We start from the raw sequence: 13,080 nt of genomic DNA on the forward strand, positions 1-13,080 counted from the left end.
AGGAGCTTGGGGATGTACGCAGCAATCCGGCGGTACGAAGGCGTGACCGATTCGGCCGAGGCGGCCCGTCTCGTGAACGAGGGGTTCGTGCCGCTCATGCGTCAGGTCTCCGGCTTCGTGGCCTACTTCTGGATCGATGCCGGGGACGGAGTGATGGTCTCGACCAGCGTCTTCCAGGACCAGGCCGGTGCCGATGAATCGATCTCGAAAGCTGCGGACTTCGTACGGGACAACCTTGCGTCACTGCTTCCCAACCCGCCCGAGGTCATGGCCGGCGTGGTGGTGGCGTCCGCGTGACAGTGCTCGGACCAGCCGCACGAGCTGGTTTCCAAGGCCGTTCCGGCCTGCGCGCTCGCGCCGATCGGAGCGGATGACGTCGGTCGGGCGGAGCCAGATCGGGCGGAGCTCGGTCGGGTGGAGCTCGGTCGGGTGAGGGGGTCGTGGGACTGGCGGACACCTGGTTGCGGCTTGGCCTGGGTACGGATCGGAGGCCCGGCTCGGTGCCGGGCCTCCTCGGCTCTGTGGTTCAGGGTTTGCCGTCGCCGCACTTCGGCTCGGCGGGCCTGGCCTGCCCGGCCGTCGGCGGGAACGGCTGGGTGCCGTTCTTGGTGACCGGCCGGAAGTAGTGGTCCAGGGCCCAGGCGGCCACATGGGCGCCGGCCCGGCAGCCGGCCACGTCCGCCGTGCGGGAGTGGACGCCGCCCCACACCCGGGCGTCGACGACGTCCCGGTCGAGGTCGTCGGCGGACCCGTAGTACCGCGTGGTGCCGGTGACGTCGGAGGGGACGTAGAGGTCGATGTGCGAGGTGCCGAGGACGCCGGTCAGGGCGCGTGCCACGGCGGCGGCGACGGTCGTATGGCCCGCGACGTAGTCCGGGTGCGGCGGGGTGACGAGCAGCGGCTCCCAGGCGGGGTCCGCCGTCGTCGCGGGGTTGCCGTCGGTGTCGGCGAGGCGGATGGCGGTGATCGGCCGCCAGGTGCCGTAGTGGAGCTTGGCGTCCCATGCCGTGATGACGGCATCGGTCGCCGACGCGTTCACCGCGGCGAACAGCCGGGCCGTCTCGGTGATGCCGAGCCGGTGCCGGGCGGCGTGGTCCCGTACGGCGGTCTGGACCTGTTCGACCAGGTTGCCGCTGAAGAAGAGGGCGGTCTCGGTCTGCTGCGCGCTCCGGCCCGAGCCGGTCTTCGCGCCCATGGCCTTCAGTTCCTGGAAGTCCTCGGCGTAGGCCGCCGAGGAGAGGGCGGGCGGTCCGCCGGGGCGGAACTGCTGCGGGGAGGCGAGCAGGAGGGGGCGGAGCCTGGCGAGCCAGGTGTCGATGAAGGGCTGGAACGCGGGTGGGGTGGGCCGCCAGATCCCCGGCGCCGGGGAAGCGGTGAAAGGAACGTCCGCGAACCTTCCGTCCCCTTCCCGGAGTTCGATGATGCGGGCGGCGGCGCGCTTTCCGTAGTCGACGCCGCGGTCTCTGGCCTGACCGGCCGGAAGAGCGGCGAGCGAGTCCGCGTAGGCGGTGTCGAGCCGTGCCTTGGCGGCAGGGAAGTAGGCGAGCAGCACGTCGTGGGCCGCGGTGGCGGCGGCCGCCGCGGAGGAGGCCTTGGCCGGACCGCGCTCGTGCCATTTGTAGAGGGCGTAGCCGCCTTCGATCCCCACCACCGCGTTGTACACGGCGACGGAGACGAACCCCTCCCAGATCGCCGCCTGCCCGGAGGGACGTGGGCCCAGGCCGGCCTTGATCGTGTCGGTGGCGATGGCGTTCCACTCGCGGACCACGGCCGCCGGGTCCGCCGCGGTTCGGGTGCCTGCGGCGGAGGGAGTTGTCGTGGCGGTGAGCGTCACGAGGGCGAGGGCCGCGACGGCGCAGATGAATCCCCGGACACGTGAACGCGGCGGAACGGCAAGAGGGGGCTCTTGATGCACAGCTTGCTCCCTGGAGTCGAGTGCCCAAGGCTTAGCAACGGCCCACTGGACGAGCAAGACAACTCGCCGCGAACCGGGCAGGCCGGGGGCGCGCTCGAAGGCCTACGGATCAAGCCGTCGTTCCGGTGGATGATGTACCGCTACGGCGGGGGCGCCTCACATCCCGCGGCGCTGCTCCCGGACGGCCTTCATGAGCTCCTCCATGGCGGACTGGGTCTCGCGGCCGCGCCGGTCGTCGATCGCTTCGAGAGCGGCGGCTGCGGCCTCGCGGATCTGATGGGGGAGCCCGTCGGCCGCCGTGAGCCGGTATGCGGCCTTGCGGCGCGCCATGCGCTCGGTGGCGTCCACCGCGTCGGGGCCGGCCAGCGGAAAGGCGGCGGCCCGGTATGCCGATATCCCGAGCACCATCATGTCCGCGATTCCGTCGGAGTATCCGAGCGCCGCGGCCTTGCCCTGGCCTTCCCGAATCGTTGCGATCATCAGACGGCGGGACAGGATCGTACCGAGCGTGCCGCCGCCGGCCAGGGAAAGTGCGCAGGTGACGGCGAGGAACGGTCCGTCCCATGCGTAGCCGGTGAATCCTCCCAGGATCGCGAGCGCGACGGTCCATGCGGCCGCTGTCCGGGCGCTTATCTGCTCGGGTGTGGTGTCCATGGCGAAAGTGTCCCAGCCGGTACGGCCGGCACCGGCGCGGGGTGGACCGCCGACGTCGGACATCGACCGTCGGAAACCGGACATCGACCGTCGGGCCATCGGCAGTCGGACGTTGGGCCGTCGGGCATCGACCGTCGGGCAGTCGCGTCAGCAGTCGGGCATCCGGCACAGGCAGTCGGCCGTCGGAGATCGGCCGACGGCGGTCAGGCCCACGGCGGTCGTCTCACGTCGGCAGTCGGGCATCCGGCATAGGCAGTCGACCGTCGGAGATCGAGCGGCGGACGGCGACAGTCGGCCGTGGGGCCGCCGGCGGTCAGGCGGCGGACGTCGGCAGTCGAGTATCGGGCCGCCGGCGGTCAGGCGTCAGGCCCCAGATGTCAGATGTCGAGCCCCGAGTCCGGCTCAGCGCCCGCGCCCTCGCCGTCACTCTCCGTCCGAGGGGCCCGATCGCAGTGGGTGCCGGTCATGGGTTTCATGGGTATGACCGGCGCCCCTCTGCCGTCCGCCGGGGCGTCTCGTGTCTGTCGGTCAGTCCTTGGCGCGGGCGGGCAGTCGCCATCCCGGGCGCGGGAAGTGGCAGGTGTAGCCGTCCGGGTAGCGCTCCAGGTAGTCCTGGTGCTCGGGCTCGGCCTCCCAGAAGGGGCCGACGGGCTCGACCTCGGTGACGACCTTGCCCGGCCACAGCCCGGACGCGTCGACGTCCGCGATGGTGTCCTCGGCGATCCGCTTCTGCTCGTCGTCCACGTAGTAGATCGCCGAGCGGTAGCTGAGGCCGATGTCGTTGCCCTGGCGGTTCTTGGTGCTCGGGTCGTGGATCTGGAAGAAGAACTCCAGGATCGCGCGGTAGTCGGTCTGCTCGGGGTCGAAGAGGATCTCGATGGCCTCCGCGTGCGTGCCGTGGTTGCGGTACGTCGCGTTCGCCACGTCACCCCCGGTGTATCCGACCCGGGTCGCCGTCACCCCCGGGAGCCGGCGGATCAGGTCCTGCATCCCCCAGAAGCATCCGCCCGCCAGCACGGCCCTCTGCGTCTGCGCAGCCATTTCGGCCCCTCCAATATCTGTCAGCTCGGTCATCCGGGTCACCCGGTCGGCACACCACCGGCATCCCACGGCCACTCACCTCAACACGCGAGGGCTCCGAGCGATTCCGAGGCCCGTTGGTCCGTCCGCCGCCCGGGTGTCCTGGTCACCGCGAGCGGAAGGTCACCTCCGGGTAGTCCGGGGAGGGGCCGTTCAGGACGGGTTCGGGGATGCTCCGTAGGTGGAGGGCGAAGAAGGCCGCCACGTAGGTGCGGGTGAGCTGGACGGCGCGTCGGGCGGAGAGCATCGTGTCCGGGGGTTCGGGGATGCCCAGCTTCTCGGCGAGGACCGGGATGTCGGTGAAACTGGAGTGATCGGAGCCGGTGACGGTCAGCCACCGTTTCCAGCCGGTGAGGCGGTTCCAGGCGTCCGTCCAGGTGGGATCCTCGTCGGTGCCCACGGGGTGGCCCATCAGCATGAACGGGCGGCCGCCCAGGCCGTCGTCGGGGACGGGCGAGAAGATGGTGCCGTCGAGGTCGACCCCCGCCAGGACACGTTTGTCATGGGCCATCGTGGAGACTGCGGCGGCGCCGCCGAGGGAGTGTCCTGCCACGCCGATCCGGCTGCTGTCGATCATGCCGGCGTGGCGCCAGGCCTGGTGGCGGCGGTTGGTCACCGCGTCGATGACGAACGAAGGTCCTTCGCCCGGCTCTCCTGGATGGTCGCGGGCGGGTACGCGTCGGGGTCGTCGCAGACGGCGCAGGTCAGGGTCTTCCCGTCGGGGAACGTGGTGCCGGTGTTCTCGTAGGTGTGGTCGACCAGGGCGACGACATAGCCACGGCTGGCCAGGTCCTCGGCGAGGCTGGTGATCTCCGTGCGGGGCATGGTGAAGCCCGGGGAGAGCAGCAGCAGCGGGTATCTGCCGTGCCGGGGGACCGCGTCGGTGTGCGACCAGGTACGGGTCCCGCTGACCGCCTCGGGCGGGATCGTGGTGCCGGGGAGCTTCGTCCGGAGCAGCAGCCGGGCGGCCTCGGTGGTCATGTAGGGGGCGGGACCGCCGGTACCGGGGCGGGCGGGGTACTACATCGACACCATGAGTTGCCGGGGGCCCGCCGAGGGGACCCAGGGGTTCTGACGGTGCTCGTCGACGAGGTGCAGGATGTGCCGGCCGACTGCGTACGGCCCGGTCGGGGCGGGCAGTTCGGCCGGGGACACGTCGGTGTCGGCGGCCGCCCGGGTGCGGTTCACGGAGGCGGCGGCCGGGGCGGCCGATGCGTGCGCCGCCGCGGCCATGGGCAGCGGCAGGGCCAGGGCCAGTAAGGCGGCGGTGACGGTGCGACGGGTTCTGGGTCGTCTGGTCATGCCGGTGACGCTAGATCCCCGGCGGCGGAGCCGGCGTCCGCTCGGAGAGGTAACCCGGTGTCCCCTCGGAGATGTAGCGGACCGTTCCTAATCAGTGAGCAGGAGTGAGTCTTGGACCCATACCTGGTCACTGCGGACACCCCGAACGGTTTTGGATGTCCTGGTCGCCCGCGTACTCGCCGCGTCCGGCGGCACGGATCGTGTCCGTGGTCCGGGGATGCGGGGGCGGGGTCCCTCACGCCCAGGGGCACGCCGGTCGGCCTGGACGGTCCGATGCCCGTGCACATCGCTCTGGTGTGCACGGGGCGGTGTCGTCCGTCGCCGGATCGGGTGCCCCTGGGCGCGTCGTCCGATCGCGATGCTCGCCGCATCGTGCCGGGTGGTCCTACGGGTGGGGCTGGCCATCGGCTTTTGCCAGTGCTGGGCGCCCCACTTACTGGTGTAGGCCGGGTCCACGGCGATGACCGCGATACCTGTGGCGTCGGCCATGGAGGCCAGCCGGGCGCGGAGCCTGCCGGTCGGCATGCCGGAGATGAGCTGCCGGAATCGGCGCTTGCGCCCGTGCTTCTCTCTGGTTTTCTCGGCCTGGAAGTCGAGGTCTTCGACCGCGATGGCCTTGACGCTGCAGCTCTTGGCCCAGTTCAGCAGCCGTGTGAGGGCGTGCCGTACCTGGGCGTCGCGGTGCTGGGCGTTGCCAGACAGGTCATAGAAGAACCGGCGCGGCTGGCCGATCGGGTTGCCGTGAGTGTCGAGGCGCCATGCGGCGAGGTGGTCGGCATTGGTGTCCACGCCGATCACGCCATCGGCGAGGGCGGCTTTGAGCGGGATGGTCCTGGTGGGTGGGATCTGCCAGGAGGCGTCCACGTACCAGCGCCGGCGCCCCGTGTCGATGGGGGTCCCCCCGCTCGAGCGAAGCCGAGAGTGGGGGAGGATGCGGTAGGCCACGGCCCGGTCGGCCTCCACGCGGTCGGCCCGCTCCTGCCCCCGGTGAGGGAACCGCACCGGCGCAGCGAGTACGTACCGGCCGTGCTTGGCGTTCGCCAAGTCGGCGAGCGGGGCCGGGAGCTTGATCGATACTGCGCCCTCGGGCGTGATGCGGATCGTCTCGTTGCCGAACCTTTTCCCCGACTCGCCGTCCGCCTGGAGGAACCAGCGCTCGGCTTCCCACCGCTCACGCCACTCGGTCTCGGTGAGCTGCGCCTTGTCGAGGTTGTGGCGGGTGCTCAGCAGACGTTTACCGCCACGCACGACACGCACCCGGCCTGCTTCCCAGTCGGCCCGAACCTGGTCGAGCCGGTCCTCCAGCACATGCAGCCGTCGCGTCTTGTGGAACCACTCGTGCGCGGAGCGGTAGCCGCCCGGAGCCTGCTTGGTGCCCTTCTCCCCGACCGGCAGCGACAGCCGGTGCCGGATCGTTGTGATACCGGCTTCGAGGGACTGCACGTGTGCGGCTTGGCCGCGTCGGGCGAGCGCCCACTGGTCATGCGTGGCCTTCGTGATCGACCCGGCCCACCTGGACGACGACTCGGCCGTCAGGTCCCTCTTACGGGCCGCCCATGACTCGGTGGAGTGCTCCAGGCCGTCAGCGCAACGCGCTTTGAGGTCCTTCGAGGCGAGCGAGCCCAGGTGCGCCCCCACCAAGCGCAGAACCTTCTCATCCTCGGGCATGAGGTCCTTGAGCCGGGCACGGATCGCTGCACCGGAGGGGCCGAGAGCCACGAACGGCGCGGCAATCGGGCGGAGGTCAGCCATGTTCGGCGGCTTCCAGTGCCTTGCGGGCGCGGTTCTTCGCCGACCTGCGTCCGTACAGGCGGGCGCAGAACGAGGTCAGCACCTCCGCCATGTCCCGCACCAGGTCGTCTTCGACCTCGCCGTCGTCCAGGACCAGCAGGCGACGGCCCGTCGCGGACAAGGCGGCCTCGACAAGCTCGACGTTCATCCGGCCAAGCCGGTCCTTGTGCTCCACCACCACGCAGGTCACGTGCGGGTCGGCCAGCAGACGCCGGGCCCTGGAACGGCAGCCGTTCATCCCGGAAGCGATCTCCGCCTCAACACGAACGACTCGGTGACCGGCCTTCGCTGCCCACGCCGACAGCCGAGCGACCTGGCGTTCCAGATCGGTCTTCTGATCGTGCGAGGACACGCGGGCATACAGGCCCAGACCGCCGATGGCCTCGGGCGTGGTGTTCGCGTCGATGTTCACAAGGATCGTGCGTGGCCCGACCCGCTGAGCCGGTACCGGCAACATCCCCTCACGGAACCAGCGATACGCGGTCTGCGGATGCACGCCCTGCGTCTTCGCCCATTCCGTCAGATTCACGCTCTGACAACGACACTCACTCATACATGGTTACGCTCACCTACCCGACTTCGAGGACCAGCAGGTGGCGACCCCCTGTAAACCCCCTGGAGAACCCGCCTACCCGGAACAGACCCGGAAATTGGGTTGCCCCGGCGCCGCCGGGACGGCTGAATGCGGTGTATGGCCGACATTCATGGCTCTTACGACGACCTGTTCACCGCTGTGCCCACCGCGCTCGCCGCACTCCTGGACGAGGGGGACGTGGGGGGCACCGTCGCCGTCTTCGTGGACGGGGAGCCCGTGGTGGACGTGTGGGGTGGGTTCGCCGACGCCGGGCGGACGGTTCCGTGGGAGCGGGACACGATCGTCGGGGTGTATTCGGTGACCAAGACGATGACGGCGTTGTGCGCGCTCGTCCTGATCGACCGGGGTGAGCTGGATCCGGACGCGCCGGTCGCCCGGTACTGGCCCGGGTTCGCCGCGGTCGGCAAGGAGAAGGTCCTGGTGCGCCAGCTGCTGTCGCACACCGCCGGACTGCCCGACTGGGACGGCCCGGTCGAGGAGTTGTACGACTGGACGACCGCCACGGCGCGGCTCGCCGGTCAGGCTCCGCGGTGGGAGCCGGGTACCGCCGCCGGGTATCACTCGCTCACCCAGGGGTTCCTGGTGGGTGAGGTGGTGCGGCGGATCACCGGGCGGAGCCTGGGCGAGTTCTTCGCCGCGGAGGTGGCCGGACCGCTCGGCGCGGACTTCCATATCGGGCTGGGGGCCGAGCACGACCGGCGGGTGGCGCTCAGCGTGCCGCCGCCCGGCAAGGACGAGGACTACGTGGCCGGTGCGGCAGGCCGCGACGCGACACCGGCCGCCGCCACCGCCCTGCGGGTCCGGGACGGCAACAGCATCGCCTGGCGTCGTGCGCAGATCCCCGCGGCGAGCGGCTTCGGCAACGCCCGCTCGGTCGCCCTCGTCCAGTCGCTGCTCGCCTGCGGCGGAACCGTCGGCGGGGTGCGGGTCCTGTCGCCGGAGGGGTGCGAGCGGGCGCGGGAGGTGCAGTTCGAGGGCGAGGACCGCGTCCTCGGCATGCCGGTCAGGTACGGCCTGGGCTACGGCCTCTTCGGCAACGCCCTCGGCTGGGGCGGCTGGGGCGGCGCGCTCGTCTGGGTCGACCCCGACGAGCGGATGGCGATGGCGTACGTGACGAACCAGATGCGCGAACCCGCGGCCGACAACCGGGGCATCGAGCTGGTCATGGCCGCGCAGGACGGCCTCAAGGGGCTACGCGCCTGAAGGGGGCTGTACGCCTGACGGAGGCTGCGCGCCTGACGGGGCTCAGCAGGGCGGCTTCGCCTCCAGGTGGTACGTCGTGTCCACCCAGAAGCCGCCCATGGCCTCCGCCTTGATCTCCAGGACGTACTGACCCGGCGTCAGCGGTGTGATGCCACCCCAGACTCCCCAGGCGAAACGGCGGATCAGGCCGGTGCGGAACGGGCCGGCGAACTCCTGCAGCCGCAGCTCGACGCCGTTCAGGAACGCCGTGGCCCTCCTGACCCCCGGTATCTGGGGAACCTTCGAATGCCCCCTGGTGTGCTGCATGTTGAGCACCGGGAAGAACACCGGCCGGTCCGAGGGCACGGCACAGGTACGGACCACCCGGCCGCCGTAGGTACCGGCAAGGAACCAGAGGTCGTCCGGCTGCTTCCAGTCGGCGTGCTCGCCGGTGGTGTCGAATACCGGGCTCACCGCGTCCGGGGCGGACAGCGCCCACTTCCACCACCGCCCGGCGAGCACTCCGCCCTGCTCGTCGCTCAGCCGCCAGGTGCTGCTGCCCACCGACTCCGTACCGCCCACGACGCCCTCCCCTGCACGCCCCCGGAAGCGGGGCCCGCCTCGATCAGAAGGTCATTATCCGGGGTGAGGCCCGGGGTTAGGCTCGCCGCATGGACGTCCAAGTGGAGATCGCCGGCGACGTGAGTCCCGAACTCGTCGACGCCTTCGGCCGGCTGCTGCCGCAGTTGTCCTCGACCGCCGCCCCGCTCGACCACGCGGCGGTCGAACGGATGCTGACCTGCGACGCGAACACGGTGCTGGTCGCCCGGGTGGCGGGCACGATCGTCGGCATGCTCACCCTCGTGCTGCTGCCCCTGCCGGCCGGGCTGCGCGGCCGGATCGAGGACGTGGTCGTGGACGGGGACGCGCGGGGCAGGGGGATCGCCGGTCTGCTCGTCCAGGAAGCGCTGCGGATCGCCGCGCAGGCCGGCGCCCGGACCGTCGACCTCACCTCACGGCCGGACCGCGAGGCCGCGAACCGGCTCTACGAGCGCATCGGTTTCGAGGCACGGCAGTCGAAGGTGTACCGGTACCCGGTCGAACGGCCCTGACCGGCCCGCACCGGCGGACAGACGGACACGCAGGCACACAGACACGCAGCAGACAGCAGACAGCAGACAGCAGACAGGGGGAGCAAGCGGAATGAGCGGTGGGATCTTTCTCATCGGTGGGGGCTGGGACGCCGTCGAGGTGTACGAGCCCCTGGTACGGGCCGCGGGTGGCGGCCGGGGTGCGTGATCGTCGACGAGGGGGACGGGGCGGAGCAGTTCGCGCGGTACGCGGGGGCGTTGCGGGCCGCCGGGGAGTGTGTGCCGCTGCTGGTGCCGCTCGGCGGAGCGTTCGAGGCAAACCTCCTGAAGGAGGGCCTGGACGGGTTGCTGGTGTGCGGTGGGCTCACACCGGCCTATCAGGAGGCGTTCGCGCACTGCCTGGAGCCGCTGCCGGAGCTGCTCGCCGAGCACGGCCTGCCCTACGCCGGGTTCTCCGCGGGTGCCGCCCTCGCCGCCCGGCGGGCCGTGGTCGGGGGCTGGCTGGTGGGCGGCGTCCCGGTCTGTCCGCCGGACACCGCCGAGGACCTGGAGGAGGTCGAGGTACGGCCGGGTCTCGGGCTCGTGCCGTTCGCGGTGGACGCGCACGCGGCGCAGTGGGGCACGCTGGGCCGGCTGGTCGCGGCCGTGTCCCGCGGGTCCGTGCCGTACGGTGTCGCGATCGACGAGAACACCGTGCTGGAGACGGCGGACGGCGAGGGCCGGGTCGGCGGGCGCGGGCGGGTGCATGTCGTACGGCCGTCGGGTGACGGGGCGGGCGCGGTCGTACGGTCCTACGCGGCCGGCGAGGCCGTCCCGCTGGGTCAGCCGCCGCTGCCGTAGGGGCGGGTGAGGATCTCCAGGCGGTGGCCGTCGGGGTCGTCGAAGTAGGCGCCGCGGCCGCCGTCGTTGGTGTTGATCTCGCCGGGGCGGCTGTGGGACGGGTCGGCCCAGTAGGTGAGACCGGCCTCCTGGACGCGGGTGAAGATCTCGTCGAAGTCGTCCTCGGAGACCAGGAAGGCATAGTGCTGCTTCGGGATGCTCCCGGGGGTGTCCATGTAGTCGAGGGTGACGCCGTTCGGCAGCGCGACCGGGGCGAACGGGCCGTAGTCCGGACTGACCTCGAGGCCGAGGATGTCGGCGAGGAACCTCGCCGAGGCATGCTTGTCGTGTGCGGCGACGATGGTGTGGTTCAGGTTCACGGTCATCGTGGGACCTCTTCCCGTCCGGCTTCCTGTCCGGCGCACCTCCGGCACCGAACAAGGCAGGGCCTGCATTGTTCGGTGCCGGGAGGATCAGATGGTCGCCGTGTCGATCACGAAGCGGTAGCGCACGTCGCTGTTCACGACCCGCTCGTACGCCTCGTTGATCTGGTCGGCGCCGATGAGCTCGATCTCGGCGCCCAGGTTGTGCTCGGCGCAGAAGTCGAGCATCTCCTGTGTCTCCGGGATGCCGCCGATGCCGGAGCTGCTCAGGCTGCGGCGGTTGCCGAAGACGGAGGAGAGAAGGATGTGCACGGGCTCCTCCGGGATGCCGACGTTCACCATGGCGCCGTCGGTGCGCAGCAGCGACAGGTAGGCGTCGAAGTCGAGCGGTGCCGACACCGTGTTCAGGATGATGTCGAACGTGCCCTTGAGATCGGCGAAGGTCTGCGGGTCGCTGGTCGCGCGGTAGTGCGTGGCGCCCAGCTTCAGACCGTCGTCCTTCTTGCGGAGGGACTGCGAGAGGACGGTGACCTCGGCGCCGAGCGCCGCCGCGATCTTCACGCCCATGTGGCCCAGGCCGCCGAGACCGACGACCGCGACCTTCTTGCCGGGACCGGCGTTCCAGTGCTTCAGCGGCGAGTACGTGGTGATGCCGGCGCAGAGCAGCGGGGCGGCGACATCGAGGGACAGGCCGTCCGGGATGCGGACGACGTAGTTCTCGTCGACGACGATCTTCTGCGAGTAGCCGCCGTAGGTGGGCTGCCCGTCCTTGCCGACGGCGTTGTACGTCCAGGTCGGGCCGCCACCGGTGCAGTACTGCTGCAGACCGGCCTTGCAGTTGTCGCACTCGCGGCAGGAGTCGACCATGCAGCCGACACCCACCCGGTCCCCCACCGCGTACTTCGTGACACCCGGGCCGGCCTCGGAGACGATGCCCGCGATCTCGTGGCCGGGCACCATCGGGAAGATCGCCGTCCCCCAGCCCTCGCGGGCCTGGTGGATGTCGGAGTGGCAGATACCGGCGAACTCGATGTCGATGAGGACGTCGAACTCGCCGACCGCGCGCCGCTCGATCGTGGTCCGCTCCAGCGGGGCCTTCGCGGCGGGCGCGGCGTAAGCAGCAACAGTGGTCATGAGGGGGGTTCTCCTAGTGGTGTCTTCGCGCCCGGTCGTCTTCTGCCTCCCCTGGCGCGCCTCCAGCCTCCTCCACGCTACGTCCGTCACCCAGCCCCCGCCTCTGCGTACGTCTGCCGTGCCTACCACTGGCGGGGTCAGGTTCCGGTGCGTACGACCGTGAATACTGGATGTATGGAAGACCACCCCCTGCCCTCCCCCACCCCCTCGGAGCCCCTGCCCTCCCCCACCCCCTCGGAGCCCCTGCCCTCCTCCGCGCCCCTGGACCGGCGCGCCGAGCTCAGCGAGTTCCTGCGCTCCCGGCGGGCCCGGCTGCTCCCCTCCGACGTGGGGCTGCCGGACTTCGGGCGGCACCGCAGGGTGCCGGGGCTGCGGCGCGAGGAGCTGGCGCAGCTGGCCGGGGTGTCGGTGGCGTACTACACGCGTCTCGAGCAGGGCAACGGACGGAACGTCTCGGCGGAGGTGCTGGACTCGATCGCCCGTGCGCTGCGGCTGACCGACGCCGAGCACGCGCATCTCATCCACCTCGCCAAGGGCAAGCAGCACAAGAAGAAGGCGTCGGCGCGGCCGCAGCAGGTGCGGGCGTCGCTGGGGCAGCTGCTGGAGGCGATGGACGGGGTACCGGCGTACATCGTGGGGCGCCGCGCGGAGATCCTGGCGTGGAACCGCATGGCGGCGGCGGTCTTCGGTGACTGGGCGGAGCTGCCGGTGACGGAGCGCAACTGGGCACGGCTGACGTTTCTGCGCCCGGACTACCGCGATCTCTTCGTGGACTGGGAGCAGAAGGCGATCGACATCGTCTGCCAGCTGCGTATGGACGCGGGCTGCTATCCCGACGATCCGCGGCTGTCCGCGCTGGTCGGCGAGCTCTCCGTGAAGAGCGAGGAGTTCCGCCGGCTGTGGGCGACGCACGACGTCAAGGAGAAGAGTTACGGGCTGAAGCGGATGCATCACCCGCTGGTGGGCGAGCTGTCGCTGAGCTACGAGTCGTTCCGTATGCCGGGCGATCCGGACCAGGCCCTGGTCACCTACCACGCGGAGCCGGGCTCCCCGTCGGCGGAGGCCCTGCGGCTGCTGGCCAGCTGGGGGACGGACGCGACCCGGGTCGCCCCCACGCGCTGAGACCACGCGCTG

The 13,080-nt window shown here is 70.9% G+C and carries 13 protein-coding genes and 1 pseudogene; 5 read left to right on the top strand and 9 right to left on the bottom strand.

The features are described from left to right. The first annotated feature begins 12 nt into the window (after positions 1–12). Positions 13–297 carry a hypothetical protein gene (locus EDD90_RS21255; RefSeq protein WP_123974549.1) on the top strand — a complete coding sequence of 95 codons (285 nt, stop codon included), beginning with the start codon at positions 13–15 and terminating at the stop codon, positions 295–297. A gap of 229 nt (positions 298–526) precedes the next feature. Here the strand turns inward: EDD90_RS21255 and EDD90_RS21260 are convergent, their stop codons facing one another. The 6 genes and pseudogenes from EDD90_RS21260 to EDD90_RS21285 form a co-directional block, all read right to left on the bottom strand. Next, the gene (locus EDD90_RS21260; protein WP_185149176.1) at positions 527–1,834 is read right to left on the bottom strand and encodes a vanadium-dependent haloperoxidase; all 1,308 of its coding nucleotides are present in this window, start codon (positions 1,832–1,834) and stop codon (positions 527–529) included. A 237-nt stretch (positions 1,835–2,071) separates the two neighbouring features. Next, a complete protein-coding gene (locus EDD90_RS21265) occupies positions 2,072–2,569 on the bottom strand; it encodes a hypothetical protein (protein ID WP_123974550.1) in 498 nt (165 codons plus the stop codon). 528 nt (positions 2,570–3,097) lie between these two features. Further along, positions 3,098–3,610, bottom strand: coding sequence for a peptide-methionine (S)-S-oxide reductase MsrA (msrA, locus tag EDD90_RS21270; protein WP_123974551.1), 513 nt, complete (start codon positions 3,608–3,610; stop codon positions 3,098–3,100). 145 nt (positions 3,611–3,755) lie between these two features. Beyond that, positions 3,756–4,951 (bottom strand): annotated as a pseudogene (locus EDD90_RS21275) (alpha/beta hydrolase family protein). 87 nt (positions 4,952–5,038) lie between these two features. After that, entirely contained in the window at positions 5,039–6,703 is a 1,665-nt protein-coding gene (locus EDD90_RS21280) for an IS200/IS605 family accessory protein TnpB-related protein (protein ID WP_123974552.1), read from the bottom strand. After that, entirely contained in the window at positions 6,696–7,271 is a 576-nt protein-coding gene (locus EDD90_RS21285; RefSeq protein WP_123974553.1) for an IS607 family transposase, read from the bottom strand. The genes EDD90_RS21280 and EDD90_RS21285 overlap by 8 nt, the downstream gene beginning before the upstream one ends. Before the next feature lie 162 nt (positions 7,272–7,433). On the opposite strand from EDD90_RS21285, the gene EDD90_RS21290 reads away from it, so the two are divergent. After that, positions 7,434–8,540, top strand: a complete 1,107-nt coding sequence (locus EDD90_RS21290) for a serine hydrolase (RefSeq protein ID WP_123974554.1) — start codon at positions 7,434–7,436, stop codon at positions 8,538–8,540. A 42-nt stretch (positions 8,541–8,582) separates the two neighbouring features. Here the strand turns inward: EDD90_RS21290 and EDD90_RS21295 are convergent, their stop codons facing one another. Further along, a complete protein-coding gene (locus EDD90_RS21295; protein ID WP_260327974.1) occupies positions 8,583–9,101 on the bottom strand; it encodes a hypothetical protein in 519 nt (172 codons plus the stop codon). An 89-nt stretch (positions 9,102–9,190) separates the two neighbouring features. On the opposite strand from EDD90_RS21295, the gene EDD90_RS21300 reads away from it, so the two are divergent. Together EDD90_RS21300 and EDD90_RS21305 are read left to right on the top strand one after the other, a co-directional pair. Continuing rightward, the gene (locus EDD90_RS21300; RefSeq protein WP_123974555.1) at positions 9,191–9,631 is read left to right on the top strand and encodes a GNAT family N-acetyltransferase; all 441 of its coding nucleotides are present in this window, start codon (positions 9,191–9,193) and stop codon (positions 9,629–9,631) included. A 183-nt stretch (positions 9,632–9,814) separates the two neighbouring features. After that, positions 9,815–10,450 (top strand): hypothetical protein, encoded by a 636-nt coding sequence (locus EDD90_RS21305; RefSeq protein WP_260327975.1) that lies wholly within the window; start codon positions 9,815–9,817, stop codon positions 10,448–10,450. Here the strand turns inward: EDD90_RS21305 and EDD90_RS21310 are convergent. Further along, on the bottom strand, positions 10,432–10,815 hold the full coding sequence (locus EDD90_RS21310; RefSeq protein WP_123974556.1) for a VOC family protein: 384 nt from the start codon (positions 10,813–10,815) through the stop codon (positions 10,432–10,434). The genes EDD90_RS21305 and EDD90_RS21310 overlap by 19 nt on opposite strands. 87 nt (positions 10,816–10,902) lie before the next feature. Beyond that, the gene (locus EDD90_RS21315; RefSeq protein WP_123974557.1) at positions 10,903–11,946 is read right to left on the bottom strand and encodes an NAD(P)-dependent alcohol dehydrogenase; all 1,044 of its coding nucleotides are present in this window, start codon (positions 11,944–11,946) and stop codon (positions 10,903–10,905) included. Positions 11,947–12,120: 174 nt separating this feature from the next. On the opposite strand from EDD90_RS21315, the gene EDD90_RS21320 reads away from it, so the two are divergent. Continuing rightward, positions 12,121–13,068: a helix-turn-helix domain-containing protein gene (locus EDD90_RS21320; RefSeq protein ID WP_123974558.1), complete on the top strand. Its 948-nt coding sequence runs from the start codon at positions 12,121–12,123 to the stop codon at positions 13,066–13,068. The last annotated feature ends 12 nt before the right edge of the window (positions 13,069–13,080 follow it).

The sequence above is a fragment of the Streptomyces sp. Ag109_O5-1 genome (genome assembly GCF_003814875.1).
GTDB classification, from domain to species: Bacteria; Actinomycetota; Actinomycetes; order Streptomycetales; family Streptomycetaceae; genus Streptomyces; species Streptomyces sasae.